14 protein-coding genes are annotated in these 17,558 nt (G+C 74.8%); 7 read left to right on the top strand and 7 right to left on the bottom strand.

Going from position 1 to position 17,558, the window contains the following annotated elements; genetic code table 11:
- Positions 1 to 56: 56 nt before the first annotated feature.
- Positions 57 to 722, top strand: coding sequence for a DUF4232 domain-containing protein (locus ACIQRW_RS37805; protein WP_403769804.1), 666 nt, complete (start codon positions 57 to 59; stop codon positions 720 to 722).
- Positions 723 to 750: 28 nt separating this feature from the next.
- Here the strand turns inward: ACIQRW_RS37805 and ACIQRW_RS37800 are convergent, their stop codons facing one another.
- Positions 751 to 1,524 (bottom strand): phosphodiesterase, encoded by a 774-nt coding sequence (locus tag ACIQRW_RS37800; RefSeq protein WP_403769801.1) that lies wholly within the window; start codon positions 1,522 to 1,524, stop codon positions 751 to 753.
- Positions 1,525 to 1,692: 168 nt separating this feature from the next.
- Here ACIQRW_RS37800 and ACIQRW_RS37795 point away from each other — a divergent pair, with 168 nt between their 5' ends.
- Both ACIQRW_RS37795 and ACIQRW_RS37790 read left to right on the top strand, forming a co-directional pair.
- Entirely contained in the window at positions 1,693 to 2,406 is a 714-nt protein-coding gene (locus tag ACIQRW_RS37795; RefSeq protein WP_403769799.1) for an antibiotic biosynthesis monooxygenase, read from the top strand.
- Positions 2,407 to 2,529: 123 nt separating this feature from the next.
- A complete protein-coding gene (locus tag ACIQRW_RS37790) occupies positions 2,530 to 4,017 on the top strand; it encodes a hypothetical protein (protein ID WP_403769796.1) in 1,488 nt (495 codons plus the stop codon).
- An 86-nt stretch (positions 4,018 to 4,103) separates the two neighbouring features.
- On the opposite strand, the gene ACIQRW_RS37785 is transcribed toward ACIQRW_RS37790, so the two are convergent.
- A complete protein-coding gene (locus ACIQRW_RS37785) occupies positions 4,104 to 6,467 on the bottom strand; it encodes a protein kinase (protein ID WP_403769793.1) in 2,364 nt (787 codons plus the stop codon).
- Positions 6,464 to 8,851, bottom strand: a complete 2,388-nt coding sequence (locus ACIQRW_RS37780; protein ID WP_403769790.1) for a PQQ-binding-like beta-propeller repeat protein — start codon at positions 8,849 to 8,851, stop codon at positions 6,464 to 6,466. The genes ACIQRW_RS37785 and ACIQRW_RS37780 overlap by 4 nt, the downstream gene beginning before the upstream one ends.
- A 439-nt stretch (positions 8,852 to 9,290) precedes the next feature.
- On the opposite strand from ACIQRW_RS37780, the gene ACIQRW_RS37775 reads away from it, so the two are divergent.
- Both ACIQRW_RS37775 and ACIQRW_RS37770 read left to right on the top strand, forming a co-directional pair.
- The gene (locus tag ACIQRW_RS37775; RefSeq protein WP_403769788.1) at positions 9,291 to 10,880 is read left to right on the top strand and encodes a TROVE domain-containing protein; all 1,590 of its coding nucleotides are present in this window, start codon (positions 9,291 to 9,293) and stop codon (positions 10,878 to 10,880) included.
- 85 nt (positions 10,881 to 10,965) lie between these two features.
- Complete coding sequence (locus ACIQRW_RS37770; protein ID WP_032752687.1) at positions 10,966 to 11,190, top strand: hypothetical protein; 225 nt, start codon at positions 10,966 to 10,968, stop codon at positions 11,188 to 11,190.
- A 108-nt stretch (positions 11,191 to 11,298) separates the two neighbouring features.
- Here ACIQRW_RS37770 and ACIQRW_RS37765 read toward each other — a convergent pair whose 3' ends face one another.
- The 3 genes from ACIQRW_RS37765 to ACIQRW_RS37755 form a co-directional block, all read right to left on the bottom strand.
- The gene (locus ACIQRW_RS37765; RefSeq protein WP_403769786.1) at positions 11,299 to 12,519 is read right to left on the bottom strand and encodes a TerD family protein; all 1,221 of its coding nucleotides are present in this window, start codon (positions 12,517 to 12,519) and stop codon (positions 11,299 to 11,301) included.
- 75 nt (positions 12,520 to 12,594) lie between these two features.
- On the bottom strand, positions 12,595 to 12,816 hold the full coding sequence (locus ACIQRW_RS37760; protein WP_403769783.1) for a hypothetical protein: 222 nt from the start codon (positions 12,814 to 12,816) through the stop codon (positions 12,595 to 12,597).
- An 80-nt stretch (positions 12,817 to 12,896) separates the two neighbouring features.
- A complete protein-coding gene (locus tag ACIQRW_RS37755) occupies positions 12,897 to 13,706 on the bottom strand; it encodes an NAD-dependent epimerase/dehydratase family protein (RefSeq protein ID WP_403769781.1) in 810 nt (269 codons plus the stop codon).
- Positions 13,707 to 13,915: 209 nt separating this feature from the next.
- Between ACIQRW_RS37755 and ACIQRW_RS37750 the strand changes: the two genes are divergently transcribed.
- The gene (locus ACIQRW_RS37750) at positions 13,916 to 14,920 is read left to right on the top strand and encodes a 5-dehydro-4-deoxyglucarate dehydratase (protein WP_403769778.1); all 1,005 of its coding nucleotides are present in this window, start codon (positions 13,916 to 13,918) and stop codon (positions 14,918 to 14,920) included.
- Positions 14,917 to 16,092: a hypothetical protein gene (locus tag ACIQRW_RS37745; protein ID WP_403769775.1), complete on the top strand. Its 1,176-nt coding sequence runs from the start codon at positions 14,917 to 14,919 to the stop codon at positions 16,090 to 16,092. The genes ACIQRW_RS37750 and ACIQRW_RS37745 overlap by 4 nt, the downstream gene beginning before the upstream one ends.
- On the opposite strand, the gene ACIQRW_RS37740 is transcribed toward ACIQRW_RS37745, so the two are convergent.
- Positions 16,078 to 17,364 (bottom strand): MFS transporter, encoded by a 1,287-nt coding sequence (locus ACIQRW_RS37740; RefSeq protein ID WP_403769773.1) that lies wholly within the window; start codon positions 17,362 to 17,364, stop codon positions 16,078 to 16,080. The two genes, ACIQRW_RS37745 and ACIQRW_RS37740, sit on opposite strands and share 15 nt — an antisense overlap.
- Positions 17,365 to 17,558 lie beyond the last annotated feature (194 nt).

Genomic DNA, 17,558 nt, shown 5'->3' with positions numbered 1-17,558 from the left:
ATCGAACGCACGGACGACGGGTCGCGGCGGCGGGTCGTGGCGAGGGGGGCATCGGCATGGGTATGTGCGTACGGGCGCGGGTGCGGCGACGGGCCTCCGTCGTGCTGCTGGCGGCGGCGCTGACCGCGTTGACCGGCTGCTCCGGATTCCTCGTCCCGGCCGGCGAGGGCGAAGAACCGGACCCCACCCCGTCCGCCTCCGCGCCCCGCTCCGGCATCGTCCGCGCCGAAACGCTGCCCCCGACCCCCGCGCCCGCCTACGGCGGGACGGCGCGGACCGGACCGACTCCCGCCCCGCCCGAGAAGTGCCCCGCGTCCGGGGCCGTGGTGACCATGGGGGAGGTGCTGACCGCGATGATGAGCCGTGCGGTCGCCCTCACCCTGACCAACTGCGGCTCGAAGCCCTACCGGGTCGACGGCTACCCCTCGGTCCAGGCGCTCGGCGAGGACGGCGAACGCCTCCCCGTGAAGGTCAACCCGGCCGGCTCGCAGTTCGGCCGCGACCGGGGCCCCGAGGCGCTAACCCTGAAGCCGGGCTCCACCGCGCGGTCGATGCTCGCCTGGGTCTCCACCAAGGAGGGAGGCGAGCTCGTCATGGCCGACGCCCTGGAGCTGGCCGCCGCCCCCGACGCGGGGGCGCGGGTCTACCCGCTGGAGGGGCACGACATCCGGTACATGGACGAGCTGAACATCACGGCCTGGCGGGCGGAGCTGCCCGAGTGACCGGCCCCGGCGGGGTCGGCCCGGGCGGTCAGCCGTCGCCCACCGGCACGGTGTGGGTGACCCAGCCCGCGCCGGGCGGCCCCTCCGGCAGCACATGCAGCAGAAAGGCCGCCGGCTCGTCGGGATAGCCCGGTACGCCCTCCCGCAGCGCCAGCCCGCTCTGCCGGTACGTACTCGGCGCGACGGCCACCGTGCTGCCCGCGAAGGGCACCGTGACCGGTCGGTGCACATGGCCCGCCAGCACCCGCACGACCCGGGGGTGCGCGGCGACCACCCCCGCAAACGCGGGGCCGTCCGCCAGGCGCATCGCGTCCAGGAACGGAATGCCGACCGGAACCGGCGGATGGTGCAGACAGACGAGGGCCGGTACGCCGGGGCGCCGGGAGAGGTCCCGGTCCAGCCGGGCCAACTGCTCGGGACCCAGCCGACCGCCCGGCGCACCGGCGACCCACGAGTCCAGGACCACGAGGGTGAACGCCGGGTGCTCCACCGCGTACGACGTCAGCGTCCCCCCGCCCAGGAAGCGCGTCCCGCCGAACGCGCCCACCAGAGCCTCCGGCACGTCGTGGTTTCCCGTCGCCAGACGCAGCGGCAGCGGGAACGCGCCGACCTCCTCGCGCAGGGCCGCGTACTCACCCGGCTCCCCGCGCTCGGTGAGATCACCGGTGATCACGACGCAGTCCGGGAGCGGGTCCAGGGCGAGCACCCGGCGCAGGGCGGCCCGCAGCCCGGCGGCGGGGGCCGCCGCCCCCGGACCGGTCGTGAGGTGCGGGTCGCTCAGGTGCGCCACGGAGAGGGTCATGCCCCCACCCTTCCCCGGCCCCTCCGGCAGCACCCGCGACCGCTCACGCCCTGGGCGAACGGGGGCGGTCGCCGCCAGGCGGAACAACCTTGACCACAACCGGACTTGAGGTGTCACCGTGGTGGACACGACGCACCGACCGGCGCGCGTGACGAAGGGAACACCGCCATGACCACGCACTTCACCGACCGCCCCGACCCGGCCCGCACCGACGCCCGGATCGCCAAGGCCAGCACCTGGAACGTCGGTACACCGCAGCGGCAGCGAGAGGCCGTCGACGCCATCCGGAAGGCCTGGGAGAGCCGGGAATGGCCGAACCCCGGGCTGCTCTCCTACAGCGTCTACGCGGGGGAGGACGGCGCGACCCTGCTCCACTACTCCCAGTGGGCCGGCGAACAGCCCTACCAGGACTTCGTACGGCGGGGGCGCGACGTCCGCAACGCCGAGATCGACGCCGCCGTCCCAGGCATCGAACGCCTCGGACTGCACACGTACGAGCTGTACCGCTCCGGCCTCCGGGCCGAGGGCGACACCCGGGAGACCGGCTGCCTCGTCATCGTGGACGTCGAGTTCGACGGGCCCGACCCGGCCCGGCAACGCGACTGGGTGGACAGCGTGTTCGAGGCGCTCGGCGAAGAGGCCGAGCTGCCCGCCGGCGGCATCGCCGCGCACTTCCACGTCAGCACCGACGGCACCCGGGTCCTCAACTACGCCGAGTGGGAGAGCGCCGAGCACCACGTCGCGGCCCTCACCGCACCCGGAGAGGGCATCGGCTCCCCGTCCCCGCTCTGGGAACGCGTCCAGAAGTACCCGGGCATGACCGGCGGCGGCGTGCACCGCTACACCCCCGCGCTCAGCATGGAGCCGGGCGCGGGAGCGTAGGGGGCGCAGCGGGCGGAATGTGGCGAAGCGGCGGGCGGTACGCGGCGCATTGCGTCTAGGCTTGGGCGGCTGAACCGCGTACGCACTCCGTATGCCCCGAGCACGCACCGAGGAGAACCCCCGATGTCCGCAGAGCGCCCCTCCCTGCCGCCGGTGCGGCTGAACACCGAGGCCGAACTGGCACGGGACGCGCTCGCCGCTCCGCTGTTCGTCCGCGCCGTCAAGCTCGCCCGCTGGGCGGGCCCGGACACCCGGGTCGGGGCCGGCGGCGAACTGGTCGAGGACCAGCTTCCCGCGGCCGCCGAGCACCTCGCCCTCCCGGCGGACGAGGACGGCGCCGCGTACGCCAGCGAGGCCTGGCGGCTCGCCGTGGACACCGGCCTCCTCGACGTCACCGACCCCGAGGAGGGCGAGGGCGACGAGGACACGGACGGCGCGGGCGAGGGCACCGTCACCACGGGCGAGAACCTGGCCCTGCTCACCGGCGGCTCCCCGCAGGACGTCCTGTCCATCTGGCTCGACGGCCTCGACGCCGTGCACGCCGACGCCACCGCACCCGTCCTGGACGACTTCGCGGACCTCGTCGGCGAGGACGGCTCGATCGACTTCGACGCCCTGGACTGGGACCCGGAGGCCGAGGCGGAGTTCCTCGACGGCGTCCTCGGCAACCTCTACCTGCTCACCCTCGCGGACAACGGCGCGGGCGAAGGACCGGTCCCGCTGCCCGCCCTCGCCGCGTCGGTGATCGTCCCCGATGACATGGGTGAGCCGACCGACGACATCCTGGAGCAGGTGTCCGAGGCGATGATGCGCCTCGACGACCAGTTCCGGCTCCTCGAACCCATCGGGATCGTCGAATACCGCCCGGTCGACGAGGCGTTGCTGGTCGAGGAGGGCGAAGCCGCGGACGCCTCCGCCGCCGGGGCCGACGACGAGGACGTCACCCGGTACGGCATGGTCAAGCTCACCCCCCTCGGCCTGTACGGCATCCGGGCCCGGATGCTGGAGGCCGGGGTGGACGCCCCCGCCGTCGGCGACCTCGCGGGCAAGGGCGCCGACGTCCTCCTCGACGGCATCGCCCACTACCCGGAGTCCGCCGCCCGCGCCGAGGTCAAGCTCTGGCTCGCGGGATACGGCGCACAGGGCGCGGTGGCCGCGGCGGCCGAGCTGCTGGCCGCCGCGCGCGGCACGGACGACGGTGCGCCGCTGCGCCGCCTCCACTGCCAGCAGGCCCTGGCCCTGGCCGGCCCCGAGGCGGAGCCCGCCGTACGCGCGGTGCTCGGCGACCCGGAGCTGGGCGGCCTGGCCCGCGTCTGGCTCGCGGAGCGCGGCGCGGCCGACGTGCCCGCCCCGCCGGAGGACATGATCTTCTGGCTGGCCATCGACACGATCGCCGCCCAACTGGACGCGGACGGCGAGCTGGACGAGCTCCAGGGCCTGGTCGAGGGGCTCTCCGCGCAGCACAGCGGCTTCTTCGACGAGGTCTGGCGCGTCGACCACCCGGCCACCGCCGATGTGCTGGAAGCCATGGGGCGGCTGCACAGCGACAAGAAGGCGGCCAAGGACGCCCGCAAGGCGGCGTTCAAGGCCCGCTCGCGCGCGGGCGGTTGAGGGGCCTGAACGCCGGGGCCGGGCCCGGAGCGTAGCTCAGGTCCGGAGCGCTGCTCTTACAAAGCAGATGTCGGCGCCCTGTCGCCTCAGGAGCCCCGCACCGGCGCGGCCGTGTGGTTGTACGCCCGTACCGCCTTCGTGCCGATGCGGGCGTACCAGCCGGACGGGTCCGCGGCGAGGTCCCGGACGTCGGTGACCTCCCAACCGCGCTGCACCGCACCCCGGTTCACGTCCAGGGCCCGGCACAGCTCACCCGTCGCCGCGTACACCGTGCCCCCGGCCACCACCGGTGGCACCTGGCCGACCCCGCCGAGCGTGGCCGCCCAGCGCTCCTCGCCGCTGCGGAGGTCGACGCAGTGGAGGACCCCCGCCCGCGCCCAGTGGAGCAGCGCTCCGCCGGACGTCACCGGCGCCCGGACACCGCCCGTGCCCGCGGGCCAGCTGGTGTCCAGCCCCACCGTCCCCACCGACCAGAGCGCCCGGCCGGTGGTGGGCGCGTAGGCGTGGACCCGGCCCCCGGTGGTCAGCAGCACCGTGGAGCCGACGGCGGCCAGCGCGCTGGAACCGGAACTCGGCCCGTCCTTCAGCGTGCCGGTGGCCAGGCGGCCGCCGTCGCGCGCCCGGAGGAAGTGCAGGGCGCCGCCGAGGCCGAGCAGGACGAAACAGCCCGCCCCCGGGACCGCCGCCAGAGCGGCCACCGGGCCCTCGAACCCCTCGTAGGCCCAACGGAGTTCACCGCTGACCGCGTCGACGCACCGGACGTTCTCACCGTCCTCGTCGGCCAGCAGTACCGACCGGTCCAGCACGGCGGGCGGCCGGACCTCCGCCGTGCCCCCGGTCCAGCGCCGCGCACCGGTGCGCAGGTCCACGGCGTTCAGCGTCGGTACGTCGCCGTCCGCCGCGAAACCGGAGACCAGCACCCCCGAGGCGACGGCGAACCACAGCGGGGCCGGGCGCTCCGCGGGCGTGCCGAGTGGTTCGCCCGTCGCCAGATCGAGGGCGCCCAGGCCCACATCGGCCGCCGCCAGCACCGAACCGGACACCCCCCACCGCGTCGGGGTGTTCTCCTCGGCGTCGGCCAGCCACCGGCGCCCGGCGTCACGGGCCCGCCGCGCGGTGACGTATCCGCCGCTGCTGCCCGCCTCCCCGACATCGGGTACGGCGACGCCGTGCACCAGCAGCGAACTCCCGGCCGACCGCAGCGCGTCCACGGTGGTGCTGTCGGACGCGGGGGCCAGGGTCCAGCGCAGGGCGCCCTGCCGGGCGCTCCCCGGCCGGATCCTCAAGGGGTCCTCGCCCCGTTCCGCCCGCCCGCCGGCCCCGCTCCGGACGAACGCGTACGTGACGAGCGAGGCGAGCCCGCCGCCCCCGGCCAGCAGCAGACCGCGCCGGGCGAGCTCGCCGCGCCGGGCCGCCGGGCTCCTCACCACGGGCGGCGGTGGCAGGGCGGACAGCGGGCGGGTGCGGGCCGGAGCCGGTGCCGGGGCGGTCCGGGTCGTCCCCTGCGGGCCGGGTGGAGCGGCGGGCTCTTCGACGGACTGCTCGGCCGCTCCGCCCAGGACCAGCGTGCGCAGCGGCTCCGTGCGCCACCACAGCGCCGGATGCGGATCCGTGGTGGCCCGCAGGACCTGGTCCACCGTCGGACGCAGGCCGGGATCCTTCTCCAGGCAGGCCGTCACCACCTCCCGTACCGCGTCGGGTACGCCGGTGAGATCCGGGTCCTCGTGGACGGCCCGGTAGAGCAGCACCGCCGGGGTCGCCGAGCCGAACGGGCTGCCTCCGGTGGCGGCGAACACCAGCACCGCCCCGAGCGCGAACACATCGGCCGCCCCGGTCACCGCCACCCCGCCCACCGCCTCCGGGGACTCCGCGCCTCCGTTGACGATGGCCCCGGTGATCTGCTCCGGGGCGATGAACCCCGGGGTGCCGACGACGTCGCCCGCCCCGGTCAGCCCGTGGTCGCTGATCGCGCGGGCGATCCCGAAGTCGATGACCCGGGGCCCGTCGGCGGTGATCAGCACGTTCGACGGCTTGAGGTCGCGGTGGACGAGCCCCGCCCGGTGGACGGCCTCCAGCGCCTCGGCGAGGGCCGCGCCCAGGGATCGTACGGCGGAGGGCGCCAGCGGCCCGGTCGCCGCCACCGCGTGCCGCAGGGTGACGCCCGGCAGATACGCGGTGGCGAGCCAGGGCCGGGACGACTCCGGGTCGGCGTCGAGCACCGCCGCCGTGTGCGCCCCGGTCACCGCGCGGGCGGCGGCGGCCTCGCGGCGGAACCGTTCACGGAAGTGCGGGTCGGCCGCCAGGTGTTCGTGCACCGTCTTCACCGCGACGGCTCGCCCGCCGGGCGTCCGGCCCAGATAGACGGTGCCCATGCCGCCCGCCCCGAGCCGGCCCAGCAGCCGGACGGAGCCGAGCCGTTCGGGATCGCCCGGAAGCAGGGGGCCGGTCACGCGGACTCCGGTCCGGTGAACGTCTGCACGGCCCCGCCGGCGCAGACGTGGAGGAGACCCCCGCCGGCGGCGGCGAGGAAGGGCCCGTCCTCCTCGACGGGGACCGACCACAGTCGGCGCTCGCGGAGGGCGTCGAGGGCGTGCACCCCCCAGAACGCGCCCTCCCCGGACTTGTTCTCGTGGCCCGGCTCCGGCCCGGTGGCGTACAGGGTGCCGTCCGCCACCAGCGGCGGCCCGTCGTCGATGCCGCCGCCGTCGGAGGCGAGCCGCCCGACGTCCGGGCGCCTCCAGCGGACCCGCCCGCTTTGGGCGTCGAGCGCGGTGACCCCGCCCGGCGTCGCGGCGTGCACCACGCCACCGGTCGCCGCGGGCGTGACCGTGGGCGACCCTTCGAGCGCCCGGCGCCAGACGGTGCGCCGGGCCGCCAGATCGACCGCGACGACCCGGCCGCCACGCGCGTAGTACCGGGTGCCGGAGGCGCCGGGGTGGGCGTGCGGATACGGGGCGCCGCCGGGTATCTCCGGCTCCGGCCGCGGTGCCGCGCCGGAGGTCCGCAGCACGAACAACGGCTCCTCGGCGGGGGCCCCGGAACGGGTGGGGAGGCGGAGCCCGACGGCCAGCCGGCCGCCCGCCGCGTCGATGCCGGTCACCGCGGCTCGCGTCCCCTCGTGGAACCAGAGGGCCTCTCCCGTACGGGAGTCGAACCCGTAGGCGCGCCAGGGGCGATCGCCCAGGGAGCGCTTCGTCCACAGGGAGGCGTCGGAGGCGTAGGAGACCAGGGCCGTCGTCCCGCCGTCGACGGTGAAGAACGCCGACTGGCCGTCGGGGGCGGTGGACGTCCGGGCGCCGGTCGGCCGGTCCGGCAGGGCCGACCAGCGCCGGTTGCCCGTCCGGGCGTCGAGGGCGAGGAGTTCCGGTTCGAAGAGCAGCCCGGAGAGCAGCAGGTTCACCTGGTCCCCGACCGGCCGGACGGCCGTGACGTCCCGCGCCGGATACCGCCAGCGCACCGCACCGGTGGCCGCGTCGAGCGCGGTCACCGCGGCCGCGTCCGTGACGAGGAGCGCGCCGCCGTGGCGCAGCACCCGGCCGGAGGAGCCGAGGTCGCCGACGGTCCTGGTCCACAGCAGACGTCCCCGGGCCCAGCGGGTCTTCGGCGCCGGTGAGGCTCCCCGGTCGCCGGTCGGATCGTCCTTCTCGGTGCGCCGGAGCAGAGCCGCGCCGCCGAGAAGACCCCCTCCCGTCATGAACGCGGCCCCGCCGAACGCGAGCAGCCGCCGCCTGCCCGGACCCTGGCCCGGCTCACCGTCGTACGGGACGGCGTCCCGCGGCTCGCCCACGGGACGGGTCCGGTACGGGACGGCGTCCGCCGGGGTGCGCGTGGCGCCGGTGGGGGAGGGGGCTGGTACGGCGTCGGCCGGAGCGGTACCGGCGTCCGCCGTGTCGGCCGGGGTGCCGGCCTCGTGCGCGTCGTCCGCGGCTGCCGAGGTGCCCGCGTCGTCCGGGCTGCCGTTTGCGGCGTCCGCCACCAGCGCCGCGACCCTGTTCTCGTGGTCGCGGACCAGGCCGGCCACCGGGTCCCGCTCCCACCACGCGTCGGCCGGGGACCGCGCCGCGCACCAGTCCAGCACGTCGGCCACCGTGGGGCGCCCGGCAGGGTCGCCCGTCAGACAGGAGGCGAGGAACGCGCGCCACTCGCCGGTCGGGGACCCGTCCAGATCGGCCTCGCCCCGCATCGTCCGGTACAGCACCTGGTGCGCGGGGCCGGAGCCGAAGGGCGGTCGGCCCGTCGTCATCCGGGCGAGCAGCGCCGCGAGGGCGAACACATCGGCGGCGGGGGACGGCTCGTCGTCGGCCGTCAGCAGTTCCGGGGCGATGAACCCGGGCGATCCGATGACCTCCCCGGTGCTCGTGAGGGTCTCGTCGGCCGCCCGCCGGGCTATGCCGAAGTCCAGGACCTTCGGGCCGCCCCGGGTGAGCACCACGTTCGACGGCTTCAGATCGCGGTGGACCAGCCCGGCCCGGTGGATGCTCGCCAGCGCCTCCGCGAGCGCCGCCCCCAGCCCGGCCAGCGGGCCCGCCCCCAGCGGCCCGAGTGCCTTGGCGGCCTGGGTGAGCGTCGGCCCCGCACAGAACTCGGTCGCCAGCCACGGCCGTACGGCGTCGGGGCCGGCGTCCAGCACCGCGGCGGTGAACGGACCGGCGACCGCCCGCGCGGCGAGCGTCTCGCGCCGGAACCGCTCCCGGAACAGCGGGTCGGCGGCGAGGTGTTCATGGACGGTCTTCACCGCCGCCAGCCGCCCCGACGCGGTGCGGGCCAGATGGACCCGCCCCATGCCGCCCTCGCCGAGCAGCGCCACGAGCCGGTACCCCGCGACCTGCTCCATGCCGTGTGTTCCCCTCTCGCGCCGCCGGGCCGGGAGGATCACCGCGGGCCCCTCCTGTGCGACGCCCGCGCCCACCGCTTCGGTTGCGTCCCCGGGAGTTCCCTTCGGGCTCCCTCCGGCCCGGGGAAAATCCTTCGCGTGCGACCGGAGCGTTCCCTAAGGTCATGGACATGCACCTCCCGGTGCGAAGGCGGCGGCTCCTTCCTTTCCCGAAATGTGCCGCAGCCACTGGTGATCTCGGGAGGCGCGAGCGCCGGGGTGCCCGGTGCGCAGGCGACGGATACTTCTGGATCTGAGGGTTGCGGGTTCGAGTCCCGCCCGGCTTGGGCCGGTAGCTCAATCGGACAGAGCTTCAGACTGTTCCCGTCGCCGACTCCTGATCTCGGGCACCCCGTTCCGCCGCCGCGCCCTTCCCCAGGAATTCGGGGGAATTCTTCTCATGGCCCGTTTCAACTTCCGTACCCACAGGTCCCGGTCCACCGGGTCGGTGCCCACCTCGCCCGTCGCGACGACCGGCGCGCTCGCGCCGGGCCACCAGGGCGGCACCGGACATGTACGCGACGCCCGCTCCGAGCTCTTCCTGCTCGCCGTCGCCAACTTCGTGGCCCAGGACACCTTTTACGAGGGCGGGGACCAGCGCGACGACCGGTTCGCCGCGCTCGTGCGCCGGCTCGCCGTGGAGGACCCCGCGTGGACCGCGGGGCTGCTCCACTGGCTGCGCCGCGACGGGCAGATGCGGACCGCCTCGCTGGTCGGCGGCGCGGAGTATGTGAAGGCGCGGCTGTCCGCGGGCTGCACCGAAGGGCCCTCGAACCGCCAGGTCATCGACTCCGTACTCCTGCGGGCCGACGAGCCGGGCGAACTGCTCGGCTACTGGACGTCCCGCTACGGGCGCGCCCTGCCCCAGCCCGTGAAGCGGGGCATCGCGGACGCCGTGCGCCGCCTCTACACCGGGCGGGCCCTGCTGAAGTACGACACCGCGTCCAAGGGCTACCGCTTCGGCGACGTCCTCAATCTCGTGCACGCCGCGCCCGATCCCGCCAAGCCCTGGCAGGGCGAGCTGTTCCGGTACGCGCTGGACCGCAGGCACCGGCCGGAAACCGCCGTGCCGCCCGCCGCCGACCGCACCCTGAGCGCCCACCGGGAGCTGATGGAACTGCCGGTCGCGGAGCGACGCACCGTCGTCACCGGACCCGGCGGCGCGGAGCGGCTGGCCGAGGCCGGCATGACCTGGGAAGCGCTGGCCGGCTGGCTGCAGGGCCCGATGGACGCGGCGGCGTGGGAGGCGGTGATTCCGTCGATGGGAACGACGGCGCTCGTCCGGAACCTCCGCAATTTCGACGAGGCCGGAGTACGGGACGAGGTCGCGGCGACCGCCGCGGCCCGGATCAGCGACCCGGAAGCCGTCGCCGCGTCGCGCCAGTTCCCCTTCCGCTACCTTGCCGCGTACCGGCACGCGCCCTCGCTCCGCTGGGCCCACCCGCTGGAACAGGCACTCGGGCACTCGCTGGGCCAGGTGCCCGCACTGCCCGGCCGCACCCTGGTCCTGGTCGACCGCTCCGGTTCGATGGGCGCGCCGCTCTCCGAGCGCTCCCGGCTGAACCGGGCCGACGCCGCGGCCGTCTTCGGCGCGGCGCTGGCGCTGCGCTCCGCCGACGCGGACCTGGTGCAGTTCGGCACGACCAGCGCGCCGGTGGCCTTCCGCAGGGGCGAGTCCGTGCTCCGGGTCCTGGACCGGTTCGGCGACCTGGGCGGCACGAACACGGCCGAGGCGGTGCGGCGGCACTACCGGGACCACGACCGGGTGATCGTCGTCACCGACGAGCAGGTCGGGTACACGCGCCGTGGCGACGCGACCCGGAGCGTTCCGGACACGGTGCCCGTCTACACCTGGAATCTGGCCGGATACCGGCTCGGCCACGCCCCGACCGGCGACGGAAACCGCCACACGTTCGGGGGTCTTTCCGACGCGGCGTTTCGCATGGTTCCGCTGCTGGAGGCGGGAGGAAGCGCTGACTGGCCGTGGTGAGCGCTGATTACGAATCCGGCACGTCTGGGGCCTTGGGCGCCGACGGGCATGGCGTAGGGCCTTCGCAGGGCGCATACTCGACTTAATGAAACAGTCAGCCCGGCGTCACCTGCCTTCCAGTCCCTTCAACCGCCCGGCCCAGGAGGCCCCACCGGTCGAATGCTTCGATGTGGGCGACAGGGTGTCGCACGACCAGTTCGGGCTCGGCAGGATCCTTGCTGTCGAGGGCGACAACGACGCAGTCCTCATCGACTTCTCGGGGCGACAGGGAAGGATCCTGAGCCCGTACTCCAAGTTGACCAAGCTCTGAGACGCGGAACGAGTACGAGCAGCGTCCGTCTTCTCCGGATCCGGGGCGCCTGAATCTCTTCAGGCGCCCCGGACTCCGTTGCCGCCCTCCGGAGAGGGCCCACGGCGGCTACAGGGACTTGGCGGCGGGCTTCACCATGCCCCGTACGGTGCGCGACTTCACGAACTCGCCCATCCCGGTCATCTCCCACTCGCCGGTGAACTGCTTGATGAGCTTGGCCATCATCACGCCGGTCTGCGGCTCGGCGCCGGTGAGGTCGAAGCGGACCAGCTCCTCGCCGGACGCGTCGTCGATCAGCCGGCAGTAGGCCTTGGCCACCTCGTTGAACTTCTGGCCGGTGAACGAGTTCACCGTGAAGACCAGGCCGGTCGCCTCGGCGGGGATCCGGCCGAGGTCCACCATGATCACCTCGTCGTCGCCCGCGCCCTCACCGGTGAGGTTGTCGCCGGAGTGCTTGATCGCCCCGTTCAGGATGGTCAGCTTGCCGAAGTAGCAGCTGTCCAGGTGGTTGCGGTTGGGGCCGTAGGCGATCACCGACGCGTCCAGGTCGATGTCCTTGCCGCGGAACGCGGGCTCCCAGCCCAGGCCCATCCTGACCCGCGAGAGCAGCGGTGCGCCGCCCTTGACGAGGGACACGGTCTGGTTCTTCTGGAGGTTGACCCGGCCCTTGTCCAGGTTGATCTTCCCGGAGCCCGCGGGCGCGGCGGGGGCCGCCGGGGGAGCGGGCGGGGCGACCCGCGGGTCGACAGGGGCGGCGACCGGAGCGACCGGGGCGGCGGCGACCGGGGCGGGGGCCGTCGGAGCCGGAGGGGCGACCGGGGCCGCGGGCTCCTCGACCGATACGCCGAAGTCCGTGGCGATCCCGGCCAGCCCGTTCGCATACCCCTGGCCGACCGCGCGGGCCTTCCAGGCCCCGTTGCGCAGGTAGATCTCGATGACCACGAGCGCCGTCTCGGCGCCCAGCTGCGGCGGGGTGAAGGTGGCGAGCGTGCTGCCGTCGTCCGCGTTGCGCACGGTGGCGGTGGGCTCGACGCCCTGGAAGGTCTGGCCCGCGGCGTCGGGGCTCGCGGTGACGACGATCTTCTCGATGCCCGGCGGGACGGCCGAGGTGTCCACCACGATCGCGTCGGGCGCGGAGCCCCCGCCGGAGCGGTAGGTCACGCCGGAGCCCGAGGGCTGGTTGTAGAAGATGAAGTCGTCGTCGGAGCGCACCTTGCCGTCGGCGGTGAGCAGCAGGCCCGAGACGTCGAGCCGCACCGGAGCGGCGACGTCCACCGCCACGCGGGCGGCGGAGAGAGGGATGTTCGAGCCGGGGGTCATTGCGGTCATGCACGGGGTAACGAACGACCCGGCTTTGCCGTTCCCTTACCTTCGGCCGTCCGGAGCATGGTCGTCGGAGGGCTCTCAGCGGCGGTTGCGCGGGTGGTCGCGGGCGGTGCGCTCGTTGCCGTGCTTGTAGGCACCGGTCCAGCGCGCCATCACCAACTGGGCGTCGCCCGAGCCCACCTCGGCCAGGAACTTCTCCGCCCGGCCGCCGCGCAGGGTGCCCGCGGGGCGGCCGTTGTGGGTGATGGTGACGCTCTGGTCGCCGTGCTGTTCGTACTGGAATCCGGAAGGTCTCGGCATGGCCCGTATCCTGCCCGCCCCGCCGCGCCCCGTCGCCCGGATTTCCGCCGCCCGGCCCCCGCTGTCGCCGCCCGGGCGGCTCAGTGCGGCCAGATCGGCGGGTCGGTCGCGAAGTGGCCGCCCACACGGGCGTGCGCCGGGTTGTCCGGGTCCAGCTCGCCCTGCTCGGCGACGAGCTTCGCCGCGTACGGCTCCGAATCGTCCCTAGGCCGGTAGCCCAGCGCCCGCGCCGGTGCCAGGTCCCACCACAGGCGGGTGTTGGCGGAGGATCCGTAGACGACGGTGTGCCCCACGTCCTCGGCGGTGAGGGCCGCGTGGAACAGCCGTGCCCCGTCGCCGGGGCTCATCCAGACCGACAGCATCCGCACCGAGGTGGGTTCGGGGAAGCAGGACCCGATGCGCACCGAGACCGTCTCCAGCCCGTACCGGTCCCAGTAGAGCTGGGCCAGGTCCTCGCCGAAGCACTTGGAGAGCCCGTAGAAGGTGTCGGGGCGGCGCGGGGCGTTCAGGGGGATCGGCGGATCGCCCGGAGCCGGGCGCGGGGTGTGACCGATGACGTGGTTGGAGGAGGCGGACACGATGCGCCGGACGCCCTCCTCGCGGGCGGCCTCGTAGAGCTGGTGCGTGCCCTGGACGTTGGCGCGGAGGATCTTGTCGAACGTGGACTCCAGTGAGATGCCCGCCAGGTGGATGACCGCGTCCACCCCGCGCACGGCCTCGCGCAGCGCCTCCCGGTCGTTCAGGTCGGCGGTGATCGCCTCGGGCGCGCCCTCCACCGGGACCAGGTCGAAGAGCCGCAGGTCGTATCCGTACGCGGGCAACAGCCCCCGCATCAGGGTGCCGAGGCCGCCTGCGGCGCCGGTGAGCAGGACGGTACGGGGAGCGGTCATACGGGGGTCTCCTCGGGGGCGTACGCGGGCGCTGTGCGCAATCCTGGCTGGCATTCACATGCGTGGACAAGCTAAGGAGGTGAGATGAGGCGCGTCAAGAGCTCGCGTCCGCCTTGACCTGCCATCGGAGGCTGCCTTAGCGTTGCAGTGTTCAGAAATATGGACACCGATCAGAATTGTGCACGCCTGAATCTGCTCAGGGAGCGCCCGTGACCTCAGCCCCCCTTGCCGCCCGGCTCAGCGAAGTCGCCGGGCCGCTCTTCTTCCCCGTGACCGCGTTCGGGCCGGACGGCGCCGTCGACCTCGCCGTCTTCCGCGCCCATGTGCGCGCGGGGATCGACGCCGGAGCCGCCGCGGTCTTCGCCTGCTGCGGTACGGGCGAGTTCCACGCGCTGACCCCCGAGGAGTTCCGCCTCGCGGTCGCCGCCGCCGTCGAGGAGACGGCCGGACAGGTCCCCGTCCTCGCGGGGGCCGGCTACGGCACGGCGCTCGCCGTCCAGTACGCGCGGGCCGCCGAGGAGGCCGGTGCGGACGGACTCCTCGCCATGCCGCCCTACCTCGTCGTCGCCGACCAGGAAGGGCTGCTGAACCACTACGCGGCGCTCGCCGCGGCCACCGGCCTGGAGACGATCGTCTACCAGCGCGACAACGCGATCTTCACCCCCGAGACGGTCGTCGCCCTGGCCCGCACCCCCGGCATCATCGGGCTCAAGGACGGCCACGGCGACCTCGACCTCATGCAGCGCATCGTCAGCGCGGTCCGCACCCACCGGCCCGACGGCGGCTTCCTCTACTTCAACGGACTGCCCACCGCCGAACTCACCGGCCCCGCCTACCGGGGCATCGGCGTCACCCTCTACTCCTCCGCCGTCTTCGCCTTCGCCCCGGACATCGCCCTCGCCTTCTACCGGGCCCTGGACTCCGGGGACGACGCGCTGGTCGACGGACTGCTCGACCACTTCTACCGGCCGCTCGTCGAACTGCGCGCCAAGGGCCGCGGGTACGCCGTCTCCCTGGTCAAGGCCGGTGTCCGGCTCCAGGGCCTGGACGTCGGCGAGGTACGCACCCCGCTCACCGAACCGCCCGCCGCGCACGTCAAGGACCTCATCGAGATCATCGCGAGCGGCCGTGCCCTGCTGGAGGAGCGCGCATCCCAGGAGCACGCGGCCCAGGAACAAGCCTCCCAGGCGGGCCGGGCGGGGGACCGGGCGTGAAGGCGGGCGCGTTCCTCTACCCGTGGGACGTCGTCGGGGACCCGGACGCCGCCGCCCGGATCGCGGACCTCGGCGTCCGGCAGGTCACCCTGGCCTCCGCCTACCACTCGACCCGGGCCCTGACCCCCCGCCACCCCGGCCACCGCGTCGTCACCGCCGAGCACGCCGCCGTCCTCTATCCGCCGGACCCGGACCGCTGGGCGGGCCGGGTCCTCGCCCCGTACCGCCAGAGCTGGACGGCCGGCGACGATCCGTACGGGGAGGCCGCGGGCGCGCTGGCCGCCGCCGGTATGGAGGTGCACAGCTGGGTGGTCCTCGCCCACAGCTCGCGGCTCGGCGCGGAGCACCCGGACACCTCGGTGGTCAACGCCTACGGGGACCGCTACCCCTGGGCCCCCTGCATCGCCCGCCCCGCCGTGCGCGCGTACCTCGTGGACCTCGCCGCGGAGGCCGCCGCCCGGCCCGGCACACACGGGACCGAGCTGGAGTCCTGCGGCTGGTACGGCTTCGCCCATCTGCACGCCCACGACAAGGTCGCCGGCGTGGGCCTCGGCGAGGCTGCGCAGTACCTGATGTCGCTGTGCTTCTGCCCGGTGTGCCGCGAGGGGTACGGGGAGGCGGGCGCCGACCCCGGCGACCTGTCCGCCGCCGTCCGCCGTGCCCTGGCGCCGGCCTGGTCCGGCGCGGGCTCCCCGGAGTCAGGCCGGCACGGCATCGGGAAGCTGCTCGGACCCGAGCTCGCGGACGCCACGCTGCGGTGGCGCGGCCGGGTCGCCCGCACGTTCCAGGAGGCGGCCGTCGCGGCGGTACGGGACGCGGCCCCGCCCGGCTTCCAGGTGCTGCTGCACGCCGACCCCGTCCCGTACCGCACCGGGGCCAACGTCGGCGTCGACGCGGACCACATCCTGACCGTGGCCGACGGCGTGGTGCTGCCCTGCACCGGACCCGACAGCGCCCGGGAAGCGGTCCTCGGGCCGTTCGCCGGCCGGGGCGGAGTACGCGCCGCCAACTTCGGGATCGTCACCGGGATGGGCGGCAGTCCACGCACCCTGGAGCGCGACGCGGCCCACGCCGCGTCGCTCGGCGCGGACCAACTGCGCCTGTACCACGCGGGACTCGCCTCGGGCCCGGACCTGGAGGCGGTCGCCGCGGCACTCTCACGGCTGGGGTGACGCGGGGCCGGACTCCCCTGCGGGGCGGGACGGCGACGCGGGGGTGGATGTCGACGCGGGGCCGGACGGCGACGCGGGGGCGGTGTGGCGCCGTGCCGTCCCCGCCGCCAGCAGCGCCGCGGCCAGCAACCCCGCCGCCCCGCCGACCGCCGTCAGCACCCGCACGTCCACCACCGCGACGAGCCCCGCCCCCACCGCCAGGGCCACCGCGTTGGGCGCCGTCATCAGCGAGCCTGCCGTCGCCGCCGTCCGCGCCAGCACCGCGTCCGGCGTCTCCCGCTGCACCGCGGTCATCGTCGCGATCAGCACGCACGGCAGGCCGAACCCGATCGCCGCGCTCGCCGCCAGGGCCACCCCGTCGTGCGGCAGCGTCCGCGCGCCCACCGCCAGCGCGAACAACGCCATCCCGCCCGCCGCGAACACCCGCTCCGGCAGCCGGCGCAGCAGCGGCCCCACCAGCAGCCCCACCGCCACGGAACCGGCGCCCTGCACCGCGTACAGGACCCCCGCGTACTCCGGCGCCCGGCCGAGCACGTCATCGACGTAAGCGAACGTCACGGCCCCGTTCACCCCTGCCAGCAGCATCGTCGCCGCCCCCGCCGCCACCAGCGGGCGCAGCACGGCCGAGGCGTGTATCCGCCGCAGCCCGGCGAGGAGTTCACCGCGCCACGCCCCCGCCGGGGGCCGCGGAGTCTCCCGTACCCGGAGCCGGGCGAAGATCAGGGCGGCCAGGGCGCACGTCGCCGCGTCCAGCAGCGCCACGGCCGGGCCGCCGAACCGCGCGTACAGCCCGGCGCCCGCCAGCGGGGCGACCAGCTTCATGCCCTCGTTGGCCGTCATCCGCAGCCCGTTGAAGTCCGCCAGCAGCGAGGCGTGCACGGTCCCCGCGACGAGCGCCGACTCCGCCGCGTCGAGCAGGACGCCGCTCGCCCCGTAGAGGACCAGCACCACGAAGACCAGCCAGACGGTGCGGCCCGAGTCCACCAGCACCAGCGTGGCCAGCAGAGCGGCCATCGCCAGGTTGACCCGGACCAGCAGCTTCTTCCGGTCCATCCGGTCCGCGAGCGCGCCGAGCGCGGGCCCGGCCAGCACCGGGGCCCACATCGCGCACACCGTCAGCGCCGCCAGACTGTTCGACCCGGTCAGCGACTTGACCCAGATCCCCGCCGTGAGCCACATCGCGGACGTACCGAACCCGGAGACGACCACCCCCGCCAGATACCGCCCCGCCGTCGGGTCCCGCAGGACCCGCACCACCGCCGGACCGCCCATGCCGCCTCGCCCTCCGCCTCGTGCTCCGCAACCCGTCCGTGCGGACCGTGCGGCTCATGCTGCGGAGTAAGGCGGTGCGGCGGCATCGGGCGGATGCCTTAGGTCGTGTCCGCAAAGTCTCGTCTGGCCCACGACGCCTGGCACGCACTCTCGCGGCGTTGCCGAAATGCCCGAGTAGCTCCGCTACTAGGACA

Source organism: Streptomyces sp. NPDC091287 (assembly GCF_044768525.1).
Lineage (GTDB): Bacteria > Actinomycetota > Actinomycetes > Streptomycetales > Streptomycetaceae > Streptomyces.
Note: the sequence above shows the minus strand (reverse complement) of the source record. Positions and strands in the feature narration are given on the sequence as shown.

Bases quoted from the DNA above. Each gene is read 5' to 3' on its own strand.
- ACIQRW_RS37740 (WP_403769773.1), bottom strand. From the start codon at position 17,364: ATGGGCGGTCCGGCGGTGGTGCGGGTCCTGCGGGACCCGACGGCGGGG.
- ACIQRW_RS37755 (WP_403769781.1), bottom strand. From the start codon at position 13,706: ATGACCGCTCCCCGTACCGTCCTGCTCACCGGCGCCGCAGGCGGCCTC.
- ACIQRW_RS37790 (WP_403769796.1), top strand. From the start codon at position 2,530: ATGTCCGCAGAGCGCCCCTCCCTGCCGCCGGTGCGGCTGAACACCGAG.
- ACIQRW_RS37795 (WP_403769799.1), top strand. From the start codon at position 1,693: ATGACCACGCACTTCACCGACCGCCCCGACCCGGCCCGCACCGACGCC.
- ACIQRW_RS37765 (WP_403769786.1), bottom strand. From the start codon at position 12,519: ATGACCGCAATGACCCCCGGCTCGAACATCCCTCTCTCCGCCGCCCGC.
- ACIQRW_RS37805 (WP_403769804.1), top strand. From the start codon at position 57: ATGGGTATGTGCGTACGGGCGCGGGTGCGGCGACGGGCCTCCGTCGTG.
- ACIQRW_RS37770 (WP_032752687.1), top strand. From the start codon at position 10,966: ATGAAACAGTCAGCCCGGCGTCACCTGCCTTCCAGTCCCTTCAACCGC.
- ACIQRW_RS37760 (WP_403769783.1), bottom strand. From the start codon at position 12,816: ATGCCGAGACCTTCCGGATTCCAGTACGAACAGCACGGCGACCAGAGC.
- ACIQRW_RS37775 (WP_403769788.1), top strand. From the start codon at position 9,291: ATGGCCCGTTTCAACTTCCGTACCCACAGGTCCCGGTCCACCGGGTCG.
- ACIQRW_RS37780 (WP_403769790.1), bottom strand. From the start codon at position 8,851: ATGGAGCAGGTCGCGGGGTACCGGCTCGTGGCGCTGCTCGGCGAGGGC.
- ACIQRW_RS37800 (WP_403769801.1), bottom strand. From the start codon at position 1,524: ATGACCCTCTCCGTGGCGCACCTGAGCGACCCGCACCTCACGACCGGT.